17 protein-coding genes and 3 tRNA genes are annotated in these 20,450 nt (G+C 21.5%); 13 read left to right on the forward strand and 7 right to left on the reverse strand.

The genetic code is table 11. The annotated features are described in order from the left end of the window. Nucleotides 1-54 precede the first annotated feature (54 nt). Nucleotides 55-1,017 carry a 6-phosphofructokinase gene (pfkA, locus tag C9I82_RS01950; RefSeq protein WP_115956168.1) on the forward strand — a complete coding sequence of 321 codons (963 nt, stop codon included), beginning with the start codon at nt 55-57 and terminating at the stop codon, nt 1,015-1,017. Between the two features lie 23 nt (nt 1,018-1,040). Here the strand turns inward: pfkA and pth are convergent, their stop codons facing one another. Both pth and C9I82_RS01960 read right to left on the reverse strand, forming a co-directional pair. Then, on the reverse strand, nt 1,041-1,610 hold the full coding sequence (gene pth, locus C9I82_RS01955; RefSeq protein WP_115956169.1) for an aminoacyl-tRNA hydrolase: 570 nt from the start codon (nt 1,608-1,610) through the stop codon (nt 1,041-1,043). Between the two features lie 52 nt (nt 1,611-1,662). After that, nucleotides 1,663-2,613: a ribose-phosphate pyrophosphokinase gene (locus C9I82_RS01960; protein WP_115956170.1), complete on the reverse strand. Its 951-nt coding sequence runs from the start codon at nt 2,611-2,613 to the stop codon at nt 1,663-1,665. Between the two features lie 321 nt (nt 2,614-2,934). On the opposite strand from C9I82_RS01960, the gene prfA reads away from it, so the two are divergent. The 3 genes from prfA (at nt 2,935) to C9I82_RS01975 (ending at nt 6,138) form a co-directional block, all read left to right on the forward strand. Further along, nucleotides 2,935-4,002 carry a peptide chain release factor 1 gene (gene prfA, locus C9I82_RS01965; RefSeq protein ID WP_115956171.1) on the forward strand — a complete coding sequence of 356 codons (1,068 nt, stop codon included), beginning with the start codon at nt 2,935-2,937 and terminating at the stop codon, nt 4,000-4,002. 9 nt (nt 4,003-4,011) lie between these two features. Beyond that, nucleotides 4,012-4,839 (forward strand): peptide chain release factor N(5)-glutamine methyltransferase, encoded by an 828-nt coding sequence (gene prmC, locus C9I82_RS01970; protein ID WP_115956172.1) that lies wholly within the window; start codon nt 4,012-4,014, stop codon nt 4,837-4,839. 483 nt (nt 4,840-5,322) lie between these two features. Next, nucleotides 5,323-6,138, forward strand: coding sequence for a transglutaminase family protein (locus C9I82_RS01975; protein WP_115956173.1), 816 nt, complete (start codon nt 5,323-5,325; stop codon nt 6,136-6,138). A gap of 223 nt (nt 6,139-6,361) precedes the next feature. Here the strand turns inward: C9I82_RS01975 and rpoD are convergent, their stop codons facing one another. The 3 genes from rpoD to rpsU form a co-directional block, all read right to left on the reverse strand. Then, nucleotides 6,362-8,170 carry an RNA polymerase sigma factor RpoD gene (gene rpoD / locus C9I82_RS01980; protein WP_115956174.1) on the reverse strand — a complete coding sequence of 603 codons (1,809 nt, stop codon included), beginning with the start codon at nt 8,168-8,170 and terminating at the stop codon, nt 6,362-6,364. Between the two features lie 56 nt (nt 8,171-8,226). Then, nucleotides 8,227-10,017, reverse strand: coding sequence for a DNA primase (gene dnaG, locus C9I82_RS01985; protein ID WP_115956175.1), 1,791 nt, complete (start codon nt 10,015-10,017; stop codon nt 8,227-8,229). Nucleotides 10,018-10,090: 73 nt separating this feature from the next. Beyond that, the gene (gene rpsU / locus C9I82_RS01990; RefSeq protein ID WP_115956176.1) at nt 10,091-10,306 is read right to left on the reverse strand and encodes a 30S ribosomal protein S21; all 216 of its coding nucleotides are present in this window, start codon (nt 10,304-10,306) and stop codon (nt 10,091-10,093) included. A gap of 138 nt (nt 10,307-10,444) precedes the next feature. On the opposite strand from rpsU, the gene tsaD reads away from it, so the two are divergent. From tsaD to C9I82_RS02030, 9 genes are all read left to right on the forward strand, one after another. Beyond that, nucleotides 10,445-11,446: a tRNA (adenosine(37)-N6)-threonylcarbamoyltransferase complex transferase subunit TsaD gene (gene tsaD, locus C9I82_RS01995; RefSeq protein WP_115956254.1), complete on the forward strand. Its 1,002-nt coding sequence runs from the start codon at nt 10,445-10,447 to the stop codon at nt 11,444-11,446. 193 nt (nt 11,447-11,639) lie between these two features. Next, nucleotides 11,640-11,712, forward strand: a tRNA-Trp gene (locus C9I82_RS02000). Nucleotides 11,713-11,897: 185 nt separating this feature from the next. Then, nucleotides 11,898-12,227, forward strand: a complete 330-nt coding sequence (locus tag C9I82_RS02005) for a thioredoxin family protein (protein WP_115956177.1) — start codon at nt 11,898-11,900, stop codon at nt 12,225-12,227. 256 nt (nt 12,228-12,483) lie between these two features. After that, nucleotides 12,484-13,743: a transcription termination factor Rho gene (gene rho / locus C9I82_RS02010; RefSeq protein WP_115956178.1), complete on the forward strand. Its 1,260-nt coding sequence runs from the start codon at nt 12,484-12,486 to the stop codon at nt 13,741-13,743. 534 nt (nt 13,744-14,277) lie between these two features. After that, nucleotides 14,278-14,364 (forward strand): hypothetical protein, encoded by an 87-nt coding sequence (locus C9I82_RS02385; RefSeq protein ID WP_408607971.1) that lies wholly within the window; start codon nt 14,278-14,280, stop codon nt 14,362-14,364. A gap of 416 nt (nt 14,365-14,780) precedes the next feature. After that, entirely contained in the window at nt 14,781-14,927 is a 147-nt protein-coding gene (locus C9I82_RS02365; protein ID WP_162859734.1) for a hypothetical protein, read from the forward strand. A gap of 132 nt (nt 14,928-15,059) precedes the next feature. Continuing rightward, nucleotides 15,060-15,133 (forward strand) — tRNA-Arg (locus C9I82_RS02020). Nucleotides 15,134-15,175: 42 nt separating this feature from the next. Further along, nucleotides 15,176-15,248: transfer RNA gene (locus tag C9I82_RS02025), tRNA-His, on the forward strand. Between the two features lie 176 nt (nt 15,249-15,424). After that, the gene (locus C9I82_RS02030) at nt 15,425-16,918 is read left to right on the forward strand and encodes an inorganic phosphate transporter (RefSeq protein WP_115956179.1); all 1,494 of its coding nucleotides are present in this window, start codon (nt 15,425-15,427) and stop codon (nt 16,916-16,918) included. Nucleotides 16,919-16,931: 13 nt separating this feature from the next. Here the strand turns inward: C9I82_RS02030 and C9I82_RS02035 are convergent, their stop codons facing one another. Further along, nucleotides 16,932-17,936: a SurA N-terminal domain-containing protein gene (locus C9I82_RS02035; protein ID WP_115956180.1), complete on the reverse strand. Its 1,005-nt coding sequence runs from the start codon at nt 17,934-17,936 to the stop codon at nt 16,932-16,934. 54 nt (nt 17,937-17,990) lie between these two features. Next, entirely contained in the window at nt 17,991-20,318 is a 2,328-nt protein-coding gene (gene lon / locus C9I82_RS02040) for an endopeptidase La (RefSeq protein ID WP_115956181.1), read from the reverse strand. Nucleotides 20,319-20,450 lie beyond the last annotated feature (132 nt).

Raw genomic sequence — 20,450 nt, forward strand, 5'->3', positions numbered from 1 at the left:
TGTTTTTTTTAATAAAATATTAAAGTATAATTATTTTATTTTTATGAGGTTTTAATGATAAATAAAATTGCTATATTAACTAGTGGTGGAGATGCTCCAGGAATGAATGCTGCAATAAGAAGTGTTGTTTATGCGGCTTTTAGAGCTAAATGTGATGTTTTTGGAGTTTATGATGGTTTTTTAGGATTATATGAAAATCGTATGATCAATTTAAATTTAGATCATGTATCTGATATTATTAGTAAAGGTGGAACTATATTAGGTTCAACTAGATATTCTGGTTTTTTTAATAAAAGTATACGTAAAATAGCTATAAATAATATGAAAAATATTGGTATTAATGCTTTAATAGTTATAGGAGGAGATGGTTCATATTCTGGAGCAATGAGTATATTTAAAATGGGTTTTCCTTGTGTATGTTTGCCGGGAACAATAGATAATGATGTTGCAGGTACTGATTATACTATAGGTTATTTTACAGCTTTAGAAACAATAGTTGAAGCTATAGATAAATTAAGGGATACTTCTATTTCTCATCAACGTATATTTATAGTAGAGGTTATGGGTCGTTATTGTGGTGATTTGACTTTAGCAGCTTCTGTAGCCGGAGGTTGTGAATTTGTTATTTTACCTGAAGTAGATTATTTACCTGAAGAATTAGTTAATAGAATTAAATTAAGTATAATTCATGGTAGGAAACATGCTATTGTTTTAATAACGGAACGAGTTTGTGATATTAATGAATTAGCTGTATTTCTTGGTAATGAAATTAAATGTGAAACTAGAACTACTGTTTTGGGACATATTCAACGTGGCGGTAGTCCTGTTGCTTATGATCGTATTTTAGCTTCTCGTATGGGAGTTTATTCTATTGAATTATTATTAAATGGTTATAGTGGCAAATGTATTGCAGTAAAAAATGATAAAATAATACATTATGATATTATTGATACCATAAAAAATATGAAACGTGTTATTAAAACTGATTTATTAGAAATAGCTAAAAATATTTATTAATCATTTTTTTAATTATATTTTATTTATTTATAATTGTGTAATTTATTCATAGCTATTATTATATTTTTTTTTATTAATATTTTTATAGATTTTATTGCTTTTTTTATTGCATTATTTATTAATTTTTTTTCATTTTTTTTGGGTTTGTTTAATACAAATTTATTTATATTATTATTTTTTACCGGATGTCCTATACCTATTCTTAATCTATAAAATTTATCATATTTTATTTTTTTTGCTATATGTTTTATTCCGTTATGACCACAACAATTTATACCTCTTTTAAATTTAGCAATTCCTGGAATTAAATCTAATTCATCATGTACAATTATTATATTTTTTTTTTTAATTTTATAATATTTTATAAATAGTAATACTGAATTTCCACTTAAATTTATATAAGTGTTTGGAATTAATAAATATACTTTTTTTTTATTTATTTCTATTTTACTTATTTTACCCAAAAATATTTTTTTTATTTTAAATTTTTTTTTATATGTTTTTGCTAATGTTTCAACAAACCATGATCCAATATTATGTCTTGTATTTTTATATTTTAAATTATTATTATTTAATCCTACTATAAGTTTCATATGTATTATTTATTAATTTTTTATGTAATTTATTTTGTTAAATGTTATTTTTTTAATATTCAAACATAGCTGATATGGATTCATTATTATTTATTCTTCTTATAGCTTCTGCAAGCATTCCTGATAAAGTTAATGTGCGTATTTTTGATATTTTTTTTATATTTTTATTTAATGGTATAGTATCGCATACTATTATTTCATCTATAGATGAATGCATAATATTTTTTTTAGCATTTCCTGAAAAAATAGGATGTGTTGCATATGCATATACTTGTTTTGCACCTCTTTTTTTTAATGCATTAGCAGCTTTACATAATGTACTTCCTGTGTCTATCATATCATCTATTAATATGCAATTTCGTTGATTTACATCACCTATAACATTCATAACTTGTGATATATTTTTTGACTTTGGTCTTCTTTTGTCAATTATTGCCATATTTGTTTCATTGAGTAATTTAGCAATTGCTCTTGCACGTATAACACCTCCTATATCCGGTGATACTACTATTGGATTCTCTAAATTTATTTGTAATATATCTTCTATTAAAATAGGACTACCGAATACATTATCAACTGGTATATCAAAAAATCCTTGAATTTGTTCTGCATGTAAATCCACTGTTAATACTCTGTCTACACCTACTATTGATAGAAAATCTGCTATAACTTTTGCTGTTATTGGTACTCTAGCAGATCTAACTCTTCTATCTTGTCTTGCATATCCAAAATATGGTATAACTGCTGTTATTCTTCCTGCAGATGCTCTTCTTAAAGCATCTACAATTACTACTAATTCCATGATATTATCATTTGTAGGTGCACAAGTTGATTGTATAATGAATATATCATCTCCTCTTACATTTTCATTTATTTGTACGCTTATTTCTCCATCACTAAAACGACTTACTATTGCGTTTCCTAAATTTGTATTTAACCTTTTAGCTATTAGATTAGCTAATTTAGGAATAGCGTTTCCTGAAAAAAGTTTCATATTAGGCACAAATAAATTACCTCATTTTTTTATTTATTTTTTTTTTTGTAAAATTGATTAATTTTGTAATTTTTTTGATTTATTAAGTATATCATGTAAAATTTTATAGTTAATAATTTATTAATGAATTTATTTATAAAATATTTAATTTGTTTTTATTTTCATGTTTTTAAAATATATATAAATATTTTATTTAAGTTTAACAAATAAATTAATTAATTTTAATTAATTTAATTTTATTTAATCTAATTTTTATTTAATAGTTGTATATTTTAATATATAATTTTAATTTAAAATTATTATTTTTAAAATTAAATATAAAATTTATTCATGAAAAATTCCATCATTTCTAAATTAGTTTTTATAAAAAATCGTTATAAAGAAATTGAAAATGATTTAAATAAAATTAAAATAATAAATAATAAAAATATATACAAAAAATTATCTAAGGAATATTCTAAATTAGGTGAAATAGTAAATTATTTTTTGATTTGGAAAAAATTACAAAAAGATATAAAAATTATTAAATCATTTTTAAGTGATGATGAGATGTTTGATTTAGCTGAAGATGAACTTAAAAAAAATTATTCTTATATTAAAATTATTGAAAATAAAATTAAATTATTACTTATTCCTAGTTGTCAAGAAGATACATTTAATTGTTTTATTGAAATTAGAGCGGCTACTGGTGGTAATGAAGCAGCTATTTTTGCAAAGGAATTATTTAAAATGTATTATAAATATATTGAATTATATAATTGGAATATTGAATTTATTAGTATATGTAATTCTGATTTAAATGGTTATAAGGAAATAATTTTTAAAGTTATTGGTAAAGGTGCTTATGGTAGATTAAAATTTGAATCTGGAGGTCATAGGGTTCAAAGAGTTCCAGCAACTGAATCTCAAGGAAGGGTACATACTTCAACTTGTACTGTAGCAGTAATGTCAGAATCTTCTAATAATGAAATTTTAAAAATTAATTCTAATGATATTAAAGTAGATAGTTATCGATCTTCTGGTGCTGGTGGACAACATGTAAATACAACGGATTCAGCTATTAGAGTTACACATTTACCTACTGGTATTACTGTAGAGTGTCAAGATGAACGTTCTCAGCATAAAAATAAAGCTAAGGCATTATCTGTTTTGTATGCTAGGATTAATGCTATTAGACTTGCTAAGTTACGTGCTAATAGAGATGCTACAAGACGTTCTTTATTAGGTACTGGAGATAGATCTGATAGAAATAGAACTTATAATTTTCATCAGGGTAGAGTTACTGATCATCGTATTAATTTAACTTTATATCAATTGAATGAAATTATGTCTGGTAAATTAGATTTATTAATTGAACCTATATTACTTAAATATAATTCTAATAAATTTATTGATTGAATACTATTGATGAAAATTAGTTCATGGATTTCTAGTATAATTCCGCTAATATCATATTGTAATCCTAAATTATATGCAGAAATATTTCTTATTTATGTAACTGGTAGATCAAAAAAATGGTTATTATTGCATGATGATTATTTGTTGAATTCATATCAAATTATAAGTTTGAAAAAATGTGTTGATAGGTTATGTATGGGTGAACCTGTTTGTTATATAGTTAAAGAATGTGAATTTTGGTCTTTACCCTTAATACTAAATAATGATGTATTTATACCTCGTCCTGAAACTGAAATTTTAGTTGAAAAATTATTAGATAAATTGTCAATTAATTGTAATAGTAAAATATTAGAATTAGGTACCGGTTCTGGTGCTATTAGTTTAGCTATAGCTAAAGAAAGACCTTTTAGTAAAATTATAGCAGTGGATTATTCTATTAATTCAATTAGATTAGCTAAATATAATGCAATGATGTTAAAATTAAATAATGTTTCTTTTTTTTTAAGTGATTGGTATGTTATATTTGATTCTATTAAATTTGAATATATTATAAGTAACCCTCCTTATTTATCCATTCATGATATTAATTGTAATAATAGTTTAAAGTTTGAACCATATGGTGCTTTGTTTTCTAAATATGATGGTATATATGATATAGAATTTATAATTAATAATTCTAGTAAATATTTATATAATAATGGTTGGTTATTATTAGAACATAGTTATAATCAAAAAAATATTGTACAAGATATTTTTTATAATAATAATTTTGTAAATATTTTTACTTTTAAAGATTATCATGGTCATGATCGTGTTACTTTGGGTATGAAATATTAATATTTTTAAAATTTTTAATTTATTAAAATAAAAATTTTGGTTTTATTATTTTTATAAAATTTAATTGTTTTCATATGTTTTTTATTTTATGTAATTGTGATATAAATATGATTTTAAATATAATATATTTTTTGAGTATTTTATTTTAAATTATAAGGTATTTTGTTTAATGATTTTAAAAAAATATTTTTCATTTTATCAATTTAAATAATTTATATAAATTATTTATTTTTTATTATAAATATTTTTATTATATTTTATTTGGATATATTATAAATATAATTTTATATTCTTATTATTTATAATATTAATTAATTAATATTATATTATTAATAAAATTATTGTTTTATATTTATAAATAAAATGAATTAATTATTTTTATTTTTATTCCATTTTTTTTTATTTTTTTAAAGTATTTTCCTTGTATTTGCTATTTTTATTTATAATTATTATTTAATATAATAGCATTATGGGAGTTGATGTATGAAATCTGCGTTTGATTTTGATTTTTCTAAAATATCAATTTGTGAAGCTTTAGTAAAAATTCTATGTGTTGTTTGCACAGATTGTTTTATTAATGATGTTTTTGATAAGTTAAATATTTTAGAAAATGAAGCTAATATCTATTTTAATAATTATATTGTAAAAAATGAATATGATAAATTAAAAATTTTACTTAGATTGTTTTATAAAGAATGGAACTTTAGAAGTGCTGATGGTATATATAAACTTTCAGAAGTTTTATTAATAGATAAAGTAATTTTTTATCGTAAGGGGACAGCAATTTCTTTAGGAATTTTATTATTACATATTGCACAGAAATTTTCTATATCATTAAATCCTGTAATTTTTCCTACTCAATTGATTTTAAGATCTGATTTTTCTGATGGAAGGATATTATATATAGATCCTTTTAATGGAGATATTTTGAGTAGACATATTTTAGAATTATGGTTAAAGGGTAATGTCAGTTTTTTTGCCACTTTACATGATAATTATTTATCTAAAGCTGATTCTTTTAATGTAATACGAAAAATTTTTAATATTTTAAAAGGAGCATTAATGGAGGAAAAGAAAATGGAAGAAGCATTAAATATTAGTAATTTATTATTAAAATTGAACCCTGAAGATCCTTATGAAATTAGAGATAGAGGATTAATTTATGCTCATTTAGATTGTGGAAATGCTGCATTAAATGATTTGATGTATTTTGTAGAACATTGTCCAGAAGATCCTATTAGTGAAATAATTAAAATTCAAATTCATTCTATAGAAAGAAAACATGTTATTTTTCATTAGTTTTATATTATTTTATAATAAATATTATATATTTATATAAGATTTTTTTGTTTAAAAATTAATATTAAATTTTAATTTATTTTAATAATTTATTATTTTTTTCATTAATTTTATTATAAATTTTTATGTAAAATATTATTTTATAATATATTTATTTTTAAAAATATATTTTTAGTATAAATTAAATATTAAAATTTTATTTTGTATAAATGTTTTTTATATTTTAATTATCTAAAAAACTTCTTAATATTTCAGATCTACTGGGATGTCTTAGTTTTCTTAATGCTTTAGCTTCTATTTGACGTATTCTTTCTCTTGTTACATCAAATTGTTTGCCTACTTCTTCTAGTGTGTGATCTGTACTCATATCAATTCCAAATCTCATTCTTAATACTTTTGCTTCTCTTTCTGTTAATCCTGAAAGGACATTGTTTGTTGCTGTTTTTAAACTTTCCGATGTCGCTGATTCTAATGGTAATTTAATTGTTTGATCTTCTATAAAATCTCCTAAATGTGAATCTTCGTCATCTCCCAATGGGGTTTCCATAGATATAGGTTCTTTAGCTATTTTTAATATTTTTCTAATTTTATCTTCTGGTATCATCATTTTTTCTGATAATTCTTCTGGTGTAGGTTCTCTACCTATTTCTTGTAATATTATCCTTGATATTCTATTTAATTTATTAATAGTTTCAATCATATGTACTGGTATTCTAATAGTTCTTGCTTGATCAGCTATAGATCTAGTTATTGCTTGTCTTATCCACCATGTTGCATAAGTAGAAAATTTATATCCTCTACGGTATTCAAATTTATCTACAGCTTTCATTAATCCTATATTTCCTTCTTGTATAAGATCTAAAAATTGTAATCCTCTATTTGTATATTTTTTAGCAATAGAAATTACTAATCTCAAATTAGCTTCTATCATTTCTTTTTTTGCTTTTTTTGCTTTAGTTTCTCCTATTAATATTTTTTTATTTATATTTTTAATTTGTTTAATAGTTAAACCTGCTTTTTGTTCAATTTTATATAGTTTTTTTTTTATTAAATCTATATCTTTTTTAATATTTTTAAAATTTATTTTTATTTGTTTATTCTTTGATATTTTTTGATTTAAGAATGTATTATATAATTTATTATTATTAAATAATTTAATGAATTTTTTTTTTGATATATTATATTTTTCGATATATAATTTCATGATTATTTTTTCTTGTTTTTTAATTTTATTCATTGTTTTTTTTGTATTATACATTAAATGATCAAATTGTTTTGTCACTAGTTTAAATTTTTTGAATATATTTGATAAATTTTTTATTTGTTTTATTGAATCTTGATGTTTTCTTCCTTTTTTATTGATTATTTTTTTTGTTATTTTATATTGTTCATATAGTTCTTGAAATTTTTTATTTGCAATCATTGGATCAATTATGTTTTCTTCATCATTATTTTTATTTCCATTTAAATTTTTATTTGATTGAATTATAATTTCTTTATCAATATTATTTGTTATAAAAGTTTTTTTTTCATCTATAAATCCTATTATTAATTCAGATAATTTTATTTCACCTTTTTTAACTTTTTTATATTGTTTTAATAAGTATTTTATAGTTTCTGGAAGTTCTGCTATTGAAATTTGTATTTGATTTATACCTTCTTCTATACGTTTTGCTATATCTATTTCTCCTTCTCTAGTTAAAAGTGAAACTGTTCCCATTTCTCTCATATACATTCTGACAGGATCGTTTGTTCTTCCTAGTTCAGATTCTACATTTGATAAAACTTTGTTTGTTACTGTAATAACATCTGTATCGTTATTATTTTCATTTAGTACTAAATCATTTGTATTTGGTGTTTCTTCTAAAACTTGAATACCCATATCATTAATTATTTGCATTATATCAGTAATTTGTTCTGTAGTAATAAATTCATCCATAAGATAATCATTTACTTCAGAGTAAGTTAAGTATCCTTGCTCTTTTCCTTTAGTAACAAGTAACTTTATTTGTAATTGATGATGTTTAATCATATATAATCCGTTTTTTTATTTTTATTTTAAATATATTATACTGTTGATTATATATTTTATTCATTTAATTTTATCTTATTATTTATTTTTGCTAAAGTTTTATTTATATTCCATAAAATGATTTTATTTTTTTTATTTAATCCATCAGTTTTAGCTTTTTTTAATAATTTGTTTTGTTGTTTTTGTAATATAAATTTATAAATTTTATTTAGTCCGTCATTTAAAAATAGGTTTTGATCTTTTTTTTTTATCATATGATCCCATGTTGAAAGATGATTTATTATTCTATAATATTTATTTCCTCTATACAATTCTAATAGTTGACCTGTATTTATTTTTTTGATTTTTTTACAATATTTTGTTAGGTGTATAAATATTTTAATTCCTGGTATTTTTAGTTTTTTTATTTCTTTGTTATTTAATTTATTATTTATTAAATTTATTAATTTTGGATTTTGTATTAATAGTGCAATTAATATTTTTATAATATTGTATCCTGTTTTTATGGGTATATCGAATGAATTTAATTTTATTTTTCTGGGATATAAAATATTAATTTGTTTTTCTAGTTTTGGGTCGTATATTATTCCTTGAATTTTATTTAATTTTTGTTTTAATAATGTTTTTGTTATCTTACCTGGTATTTTTTCTATTAGTGGTAAAGCTATTACATTTAATTTTGTTATTTCATTATAATATTTTTTTTTTATTTTTTTTAATAATTTTTTGAATAGAAATTCTGATAGGGGGGTGGAATTTTTTATTATTTTTTTAAATTTTATTGTACCAATCTTACGTATTAAAGAATCTGGATCTTCTCCTTTAGGTAAAATAATAAAATTTATTTGTTTTGTATCTTCTATATATGGTAATGTTGATTTTAATGTATTCCATGTAGCTTTTTTACCTGCTTTATCACCATCATAGCAGCAAATAATATTATCTGTTATTCTAAATAGTATTTCTATTTGTTCTTTTGATATATGTATTCCTAAAGAAGCTACAGTAAAATCAATTTTATATTGTGTTAATGTAATTACATCTGTATATCCTTCTACTATAATTATTTTTTTAGGATTTTTATTTTTTTTTTGTATTTCGTATAGTCCATATAATTGTTTTTTTTTATGAAATATTTTTGTTTCCGGGGAATTTATATATTTTGGTATTTCATTATTCAATGATCTACCTCCAAATCCAACAATATTTCCTATTTTATTTTTTATTGGAAACATTATACGATTTCTGAAATGATTATAATATTGTTTTTTTTTATTTATTATTATCATTCCAGATTCTACTAATAATTTTTTTTTTTCTTTATTGTAGTTAAAAAATTTTATTAAATCTTTTGATTCCGACGTTGATAAACCTACATTAAATTTTTTAATTATATCATTATTTAGATTTTTTTCTTTTAAAAAATTTTTTACTGATTCATTTTTTGTATTTTTTAGATTTTTTTGATAAAATATGTTTATTATTTTTAATATTTCATATATTTTTTTTCTTTTTATTATATTTTTTTGTAAATTGTTATTAAATTTTTTATAAGGTATTTTTATATTGCATATATAAGATAATTCTTCTATACTTTCTATAAAATTTAAGTTATCATGATTCATTAAGAAATCTATAGCATTTCCATGTATACCACACCCAAAACAGTAAAAAAATTGTTTTTCTTTATTTATTATAAAAGAAGGATGATCTTCTTTATGAAATGGACATAATGAGGAAAAATTTTTTCCTTTTTTATGAACGTTGATTTTGTTACTGATTAATTCAACTATATCTGTTTGAAATAATAATTCAGTAATAAATTCTTTTGATATAATTTTATTCATGTTTATTGATTACCAATATAATTATTTCATTAATTTTTATAATTAATTTAATTTTAATTGAATTAATTATTTATTAATATAATCTAATTCTTCTTGAATTTTCTCTTATTAGTTTTTTCATTGTTCTTTTAATTGCTGATGCTTTTGCTCTTTTCCTTTCTGTTGTTGGTTTTTCATAAAATTCACGTTTTCTTATTTCTGCTAAAATTCCAGCTTTTTCACATGAACGTTTAAATCTTCTTAATGCTATATCGAATGGTTCATTTTCACGAATTTTTATTACAGGCATTTTTTTTTACCTCTTATTTAAAATATATTGTATATTTATAAATATTTTTTATTTATATTAATATACTTTGGTATAGAATATATTTCAATTATTTGTTTTATTTTTATTTTTATAGTTTTTATTTTTTTTATTAATTTTATGCTTACTTTAGGTATTGAAACATCTTGTGATGAGACAGCTGTTGCTATTTATGATAGTAATATAGGTTTGATATTTGATAAAATTTATAGTCAATCATTACATAGTAAATATGGTGGTGTAGTGCCAGAGTTAGCTTCTAGAGATCATTTAAGAAAAATAATATCTCTTATTAGGATTTCTTTTTTAGAGTATAGGTTATGTTTTTCTGATATTGATGTAATAGCTTATACAGCAGGTCCTGGTTTAATTGGTTCTCTATTGGTTGGGGCTACAATTGCTTGTACTTTAGGTTTTGCGTTAAATTTACCTGTTATTCCTATTAATCATTTAGAAGCTCATATACATACTCCTATGATGGAAGGTGTTATTACCGATTACCCTTTTATTTCTTTATTGGTATCTGGTGGGCATACTCAATTGATTTATGTTAAAAATTTTAGAGATTATGAATTATTAGGTCAATCTATTGATGATGCTGCTGGAGAAGCTTTTGATAAGGTTGCAAAATTATTAGGTTTGCAATATCCAGGTGGTAAATTATTATCGGATATGGCTAGATATGGTAAACTTAATAAGTTTATTTTTCCTAGACCTATGTTAAATAAAGATAATTTAAATTTTAGTTTTTCTGGAATAAAAACTTTTGCTTTAAATATTTTAAAAAATATTAAATATAATATTGAATTGTATGCAGATATAGCTAGAGCTTTTGAAGATGCTATGATTGATGTTTTAGTTAATAAATGCATTAGTGCCATTAAAAAAACAGGTTTAAAGCGTGTCGTTTTAGTTGGTGGTGTTAGTGCAAATGATGTTTTACGTGATAAATTATCTACTTCGCTTAAATTATATAATGGTAAAGCGTTTTATTCAAGTAAAATTTTTTGTACAGATAATGCAGCGATGATTGCTTATACTGGAATGATACATTTTTTTAGTAAAAATATTCATGATAATAAATTAAATATTAAGGTGTATCCAAGATGGTCATTAGTATGATAATTAACTATTAAATTTTAATATGTATTTTTTATTTTAAATATTATATTATATTTAAAATATTGTTTATTTTTGATTTTATTAATAAATTATATAGATAAAGTTAATTTTTATGTAGTTAATATTAATTTTAAGTATAAATATTAAATTTGTTTAAATGTTTGTTTTTAGTTTCATTAACTAAATCTATTTTAGGGACGTAGTTCAATTGGTAGAGCACTGGTCTCCAAAACCAGTAGTTAGGGGTTCGAGTCCCTTCGTCCCTGATTGTTATTTTAAATATTTTAGTTTATTTTTTCATTTTTTTTTGTTATTATTTTATATTCATAGTATAGTTTAATATTATTTTATATATTAGATATATTTTATTTATTTTAGATATTATATTTTATTTGTTATATGTAATATTTTTTTTATATAAACTTTTATTTATTTATTTGGAGGTTTATTAATGATTGATAATAAGATTATTAAATTAACTGATAATAATTTTAATGATTATATTATTAGTTGTTCTAAATTAATTTTAATAGATTTTTGGGCTGAATGGTGTTCTCCATGTAAGGCTTTTTCATTAGTATTAGATAAAATTGTTGACGAATATATAAATTTAATTATAGCTAAAGTAAATGTTGATGATAGTTTACTTGTTACTAAAAAATATAAAGTTAAAAGTATACCGACTTCTTTATTATTTAAAAATGGATGTGTTGTAGCAGAAAAGATAGGCTCTTCTTCTTTTCAAGAAATGAAAATATTTTTAGATAAATATTTACTTTAACTGTTTAGTTTATTAAAATAAATGGTGTAGTTATTTATTATGGATTATTTTTTTTAGTTTTATATTTATTTTTTTATTTAAATATGTATTACAGGTACAAATTTTTTATTTAAAATTTAAAATATAATTTTTAATGTTTTTTTATTTAGGATATATTTAAAATATTTTTGAATAAGAGTATTTTGTCGCATTAAATATTATAGATCTGCACATTGTAGTTATTTATAACTTTCTGATTTAATAAGAATTTTTTATTATGAATCTTACCGAATTAAAAAACACTCCTGTATCAGAATTAATTGTAGTTGGTAACAATATAGGATTAGAAAATTTACCACATATGCGTAAGCAGGATATTATTTTCACGATACTCAGGCAACATTCTAAATCTGGTGAAGATATATTTGGAGATGGTGTATTAGAAATCTTACAAGATGGTTTTGGATTTTTACGTTCATCTGACAGTTCTTATTTGGCAGGACCTGATGATATATATGTATCTCCCAGTCAAATACGTCGTTTTAATCTTAGAACTGGAGATAGTATTTTTGGTAAAATACGTCCTCCAAAAGATGGTGAAAGATATTTTGCTTTATTAAAGGTAAATAAAGTTAATTATAATAAACCTGAAAGTGCACGTAGTAAAATTTTATTTGAAAATTTAACTCCTATACATGCTAATTCTCGATTGTATATGGAAAGAGGTAATGGTTCAACTGAGGATTTAACAGCACGTGTTTTGGATTTAGTTTCTCCTGTAGGTTTAGGTCAGAGAGGATTAATTGTTGCTCCTCCTAAAGCTGGTAAAACTATGCTTTTACAAAATATGGCTCAAAATATTGCATATAATTATTCTAACTACGTATTAATAGTTTTATTAATTGATGAACGTCCAGAAGAAGTTACTGAAATGCAACGTTTAGTTAATGGCGAAGTAGTTGCTTCTACGTTTGACGAACCTGCATCTCGACATGTACATGTTTCTGAAATGATTTTAGAAAAAGCAAAACGTTTAGTGGAACACAAAAAAGATGTTATAATTTTATTAGATTCTATTACTAGATTAGCTAGAGCTTATAATACAGTTGCTCCTTTGTCAGGCAAAGTTCTTACTGGTGGTGTTGATGCCAATGCTTTACACAGACCCAAACGTTTTTTTGGAGCTGCTAGAAATATGGAAGAGGGAGGAAGTTTAACAATTATAGCTACTGCATTAATTGATACTGGATCCAAAATGGATGAAGTTATTTACGAAGAATTTAAGGGTACAGGAAATATGGAATTACATTTATCACGTAAAATTGCTGAAAAGCGTGTTTTTCCAGCTATTGATTATAATCGTTCTGGTACACGTAAAGAAGAATTATTAGTTTCTTCTCATGAATTACAAAAAATGTGGATTTTACGTAAAATAGTACATCCTATGAATGAAATTGATGCAATTGAATTTTTAATTAATAAATTAGCTATGACTAAAACTAATAATGAATTTTTTGATATGATGAGAAGATCATAGATGATTATTTTTTTATTTTTTTATAAATTTTATTTTGTATAAATATTTTTTATATTTTAATTATGTTATATTATTTAAATAAAATAAAATTTATTTTTTTAATAAATTTTGTGTTTTTATTTAATTTGCAATAATTATATTAATTACAGGATTTGTATATGATTTTATTAAATATTCTATCTATTTTTAGAACTGAAATTGAGTATGTTAATTTTGTCATATTTGATATTAAATCTAATAAAAACAATAAATTTATACAATTATGTGAAAATTGATTTTAAAGTAAATTTAATTTTAAGAAAATTTTTCTAACAACTTCATGTACTTCTTTTTTAGAAATGTTAGATTTGTTAATTAATGTTTAACCTGAGATGAAATTATAATGTTTAGTCATATAATTTGTTTTCACAGCTAATATATTTATATTGAGAGGAGCTGTAGTTGTATTTGTTGATATTCGTCCAGATACATTAAATAATAAATAAAAATCTTATTGAAAAAGTAATTATCTCAAAAACCAAAGCAATAGTTGCAATTCATTATGCTGGAGTTAATTTTAATATGTATTTAATTATGTTTGTAGTTATGAAATATAATTTATATGTGATAGAAAGAAGATAAGGGATAATGTTTAAATATAAAGATGTATATTTGGGTTGTATAGGTTATACTAATTGTTTTAATTTTCATAAAACCAAAAATTATACTTTTTGTGGTGAAGGTGGATTATAATAATTAATGATGATTTATTAATAAAATGATTTTATATGATATATGAAGAGGGTATTAAACGATCAATTACTACCTTAAATAAAATAAATAATTATATGTGGTTTGATGTTTGATCACATTTGTTAAATTTATAAGTTGCATATTTATGAGTTCAATTAAGGGTATCAAGACATATTTATAATTATCGTATGAATTTATGGAATAATTATTTTAATAATATATTTTATTTAAGTAAAAATAAAGAGGTATAATTATCTAACATTCCAAAATATTGCAAACATAATGTATATATTTTTTATTTAAAAATGAAAAATAAGAATGAATTTTATTATTTAATAAATTGGTTAATGGTATATAAGATTTTTTTTTCTTTTCATTATGTTTCTTCACATACTTATTCTGTAGCTAAAATGTTTAGTTGTTTTGTAAAAATGATTTTATACTACAGTTGAAGGTAAGAGTTTAATACGTATTATAATATATTATAATTTAACTCTTGATGATCAGAATATTATCATTAAATATTTAAAAACATTTTTTAAATAGTTATTGATTTAAAATTAATATTTTAAATAGTTTTATTTGCGCTCGTAGCTTAATTTGGTAGAGCACTATTTTCCGAAGATAGAAGGTTCAGGTTCAATTCCTGTCGAGCGTTTTATTCAATATTATTTTTTATAAATAATAATAATTATTATTGGTGACTATAGCTCAATTGGTAGAGTGCTGGATTGTGGATCCGGTGGTTATGGGTTCGATCCCCATTAGTCACCCAAATATTTTTTTTTAATGAATACGATGAAATATGATAGTTGTATTAGTTTAAATAATTAATTTTTTATTTTTATGTGTGTTTAAGTTATTTATTTTCTATTTCTTTTAATATTTTTTTTGTTATTTTGTATTATATTTAATATTTTAATAAGTATAAATTTATATTGGTTTGTTTATGTTTGAACAATGTTTTATTTATAATATACAAAATATTTTTGTTCTTTCTATTACATTAATATTTGTATTATTTTATGAGATTATTAATGGTTTTCATGATACAGCTAATTCTGTTGTTACATTAATTTATACTAAAACTATGGAAGTTAAATCTTCTGTAATTTTATCTAGTATATTTAATTTTTTTGGTGTTTTATTTGGTGGTTTAACTGTTGCTTATGCTATAATTCATTTGTTTACAATAAATTTATTAATAGATATTATTTCTGTAAATGGTTTAAAAGTAATTTTTTCTATTTTATTATCTTCAATTATATGGAATCTTATTACTTGGTATTTTGGTTTCCCTTCATCTAGTTCGCATGCTTTGATTGGTTCTATTATTGGTATTAATTTGATACATTCTTTTATTAATAATATTTCTATTTTTAATATATTACATACTTATGAGATTATTAATGTTTTATTATCTTTAATTTTTTCTCCGATTATTGGTTTATTATTATCTGGTACTATTATTATATTGTTACGTAAATTTTTAATTAATAATTCAAAATATGCATATATACATATGACTCCCCTTGATTATTATAAGAGATTTGGTATAAAAAAACCACCTTTTTGGATTAGATTATTTATTATTTTTTTTTCTGTAGGTGTTAGTTATGCTCATGGATCTAATGATGGGCAAAAAGGTATAGGTTTAATTATGTTAATATTAATTTGTATAATGCCAGGTTGTTTTGTTTTAAATTTGAATTCTTCTTGTTATGAAATAATGCGCACAAGAAATTCTGTAAATAATTTTAAAGATTTTTATGAAAAAAAAATAGAAAATGAATTTAAAATTATTTGTTCATCTAACTCTTATACTGTTGATATTAATAATGTTATTTTATTAAAAAAAGATTTTCATGATAATTTAAATATTTATAGTGTTATTAATTTTGTTCAATTATTACTATCTAATTTATTGGATTATAATAGTTTGAGTTTTGTTCAACGAATTAATTTAAGATTTTTATTAATATATGTATCTAATTATATTAATCAGATATTGAATCGTTCAGATATAAGTTGTTCTGATAAACAATTTTTAAATATTATTAATAGTAATATATTATATACTATTGAGTATGCTCCTATTTGGATTTTTATTATTGTTGCAATTTCACTTTCTTTTGGAACTATATTAGGATGGAAAAGGGTAACTTTAACTATGGGAAAGAAAATAGGTCGTAAAAATACTACTTATGCTCAAAGTATATCTTCTCAAATTACATCTTCTTTTGCTATTGTTATCGCTAGTTATTTTGGAATACCAGTATCTACAACTCATATTATTTCTTCTTCAATAGCAGGTTCTATGTTATTTGATAAGGTAGGTTTACAATTTAGTATTATAAAGAGTATTTTTTTAACTTGGGTATTAACTTTACCTATATCAATTTTATTTTCTATTATTTTTTATTTGTTTTTTTTAAAAATATAAATTAAATATATATTTATTTGATATTTTGATTATATTTAATATCCGCGTTATTTTTTAGATTTGATATAATATATTCAATTTCTATTTGTTTATTATATTGTTTTAATTTATTTATTTTTACATTATTTATATTTATTTTGTCATGGTATATTTTTATTAACTTTATTAATAGTAAAATATTTTTATTGTTTTTACATTCACTTAAATAATATATTGGTTTATTATTTATAGGTGCTTGTAAATTAAATATTGTTTCATTTATATTTTTATTATTTTTTTTTGACAATGTTAATATTATTTTTTTATTAAATTTTATTTTTAATTTATTTAAATCTATATATATACCTTTATTGAGATTATTTATTATTTGTAATATTTGTTTTTTTTTTTCAATTTTATTTTTATCTTTGTAATTTTTTAAATTTATTTTTGCTATTTGTACAATACGTTTTTGATTTATTAAATTGATTAATAATTTTATTTCTTTATTTAAGATAAAATTTGAATTTTTTATATTTTTTATTATTTCCTTTATTAATATTTTATCTTTCAATATTTTTATGTATTGATTTACTGTTAAATTTATATTCCTTAAAGTTATTAAGTATTTATTATTATTAAATATACCATTTATTTTAAATGATTTATTATTTAAAATGAAATTTTTTATTTTATCATCTGTTATTTTAAAATTTAATTTTTTTATATATTGTTTTAATAATATTTCATTTATAAATTGTTCTGTTATATTTCTTTGTATTTCATTTATAAATTTTTTGTTTTTTTGTAATTTAATGAAATTTTTTCCATATATTATTTTTTGTTGATCAATTTCATATTTATATTTATTTATGAGTTTTATAAAAGTTATTTTTTCTTTATTTATTTTTATTATATAATTGTTGTTAAATTTAATGATATGATTGCTAATACTAGTAAATATTATTGATGTAATTATTATAAATAAGATTGTGTTGAGTATTATTTTCCTATATTTTTTTTTAATATTTTTTATCATTTTATTTTTTTTATTTTTTTAAATTAACTAGAAGTATTATTTTTATAAATATGTTTAATTTTTTTTTTCTAATGCTAGATCCAATACTTCTTCTATATTTTTTACCGCATGAATTTTTAGTGCAGAGGTGATATTTTTAGGTATTTCTTCTAAATCACGTTTATTTTCATAAGGTATAATTACTATTTTCACTCCTCCTCTGTGTGCTGCTAATAATTTTTCCTTTAATCCTCCTATTGATAATACTAATCCGTGTAATGTTATTTCTCCTGTCATAGCTATGTTAGAACGTATTGCTTTTTTTGTTAAGCAAGATATTAATGCTGTGCTCATAGCTATTCCTGCACTGGGTCCATCCTTAGGTATTGCTCCTTCTGGGACATGCACATGTATATCACATTTTTCATAAAAGTTTTTTTTAATATAAAATTTGTCTGTTCTGGCTCTAACTACAGTCATTGCTGTTTGAATGGATTCTTGCATTACCTCTCCTAATGAACCTGTATAGGTTAATTTTCCTTTGCCAGGTACACATTCGGTTTCAATAGTTAATAGTTCACCTCCTACTTCTGTCCATGCTAATCCTGTTACTCTTCCTATTTTATTAATTTTATCAATTTTATTTAAATAAAATTTTGGAATGCCCAAATATTTTTTTAGGTTTTTATTATGTATTTTTATTTTTTTGATTGATTTATTCATAAATAAAGTTTTTACTGTTTTTCTGCATATTTTAGATAATTCTTTTTCTAAATTCCTTACTCCAGCTTCACGTGTGTAATGTCTTATTATATTTATTATTGTTTTTTTATTTAAATATAATTCGTCATTTTTTAATGCGTTTCTTTTTATTTGTTTTGGTAATAGATATTTTTTTGCAATATTTAATTTTTCATCTTCAGTATAACCTGATAATTTAATTATTTCCATTCTATCAATAAGTGCTGCTGGTATATTCATGGAATTAGAAGTTGCGATGAACATTACATCAGAAAAATCATAATCAACTTCTAAATAATGATCATTAAATGTTGTATTTTGTTCAGGATCTAATACTTCTAATAATGCTGATGCTGGATCACCTCTTATATCTGAAGAAATTTTATCTATTTCATCAAGTAGAAATAATGGATTTTTTACTCTAATTTTAGTCATTTTTTGTATTAATTTACCTGGCATTGATCCTATATATGTACGTCTATGTCCTCTTATTTCTGCTTCATCTCTCATTCCTCCTAGGGACATTCTTAAATATTTTCTTCCCGTTGCTTTAGCTATTGATTCACCTAATGAAGTTTTTCCAACTCCTGGAGGTCCTACTAAGCATAGAATAGGACCTTTTATTTTTTTTGTTCTAGTTTGTACAGCTAAATATTCAATTATTCTTTCTTTCACATTTTCTAAACCAAAGTGATCCATATCTAATATATTTTTTGCTTTTTTTAAATCTTTTTTTATTTTTGATCTTGCATACCATGGTACTTGTATCATCCAGTCTATATATCCTCTTACTACTGTTGCTTCTGCTGACATGGGTGACATCATTTTTAATTTTTTTAATTCTGATTTTGTTTTTTTCTGTATTTCTTTTGGCATTTTTGCTACATTTATTTTTTTTTTTAAATTTTCATATTCATCATTTATATTTTCTATATCACCTAATTCTTTTTGTATTGCTTTTATTTGTTCATTTAAATAATATTCTCTTTGACTTTTTTCCATTTGATTTTTTACTCTATTTCTTATTCTTTTTTCTACTTGTAAAAGATCTATTTCTGATTCCATTATGATCATGAGATTTTCTAATCTTTTACTTATGTCAAATGTTTCTAAAATTGTTTGTTTGTCTTTTATTTTCATTGACATGTGAGCTGCTATAGTATCAGCTAATTTTTCTGGATCTTTTATTTTATTAATTGTTGATAATACTTCAGTTGGTATTTTTTTATTTAATTTGATGTAACATTCAAATTGATTTATTGTTGTTCTAATTAATATTTCTTGTTCACGTTTTTTTATTATGGGTGATTGTATATAATTTATATATGCTAAAAAATGATTTTCGTTTTCAGTAAAATTATTTATTTTTGCTCTTTGTAATCCTTCTATTAATACTTTTACTGTTCCATCAGGTAATTTCAACATTTGTAAAATTTTTGATATTGTTCCAATGGAAAATAAGTCTTTTATTTCTGGTTTATCTATAGATGCTTCTTTTTGTGCAACTAATATTATTTTTTTGTCTGTTTGCATTGCTTTTTCTAAACAGTTAATTGATTTTTTTCTACCCACAAATAATGGGATAACCATATGGGGGTAAACTACTACATCACGTAGCGGTAAAGCAGGAATTTTAATATTTTTAGAATGCTCGATATTCATAGAGCTCTCTCTTTAATTTAGTTTTAGGTAGGACATGAAAACTGTATAAATAATACTAGTAATAAATATATATTTCAAGTTTTAAGTATATTCTAATATATAGGTTTATATATGATAATTAGTATCGATTAT

Origin of the sequence: Candidatus Purcelliella pentastirinorum (genome assembly GCF_003391335.1) — a bacterium.
Classification (GTDB): Bacteria; Pseudomonadota; Gammaproteobacteria; order Enterobacterales; family Enterobacteriaceae; genus Purcelliella; species Purcelliella pentastirinorum.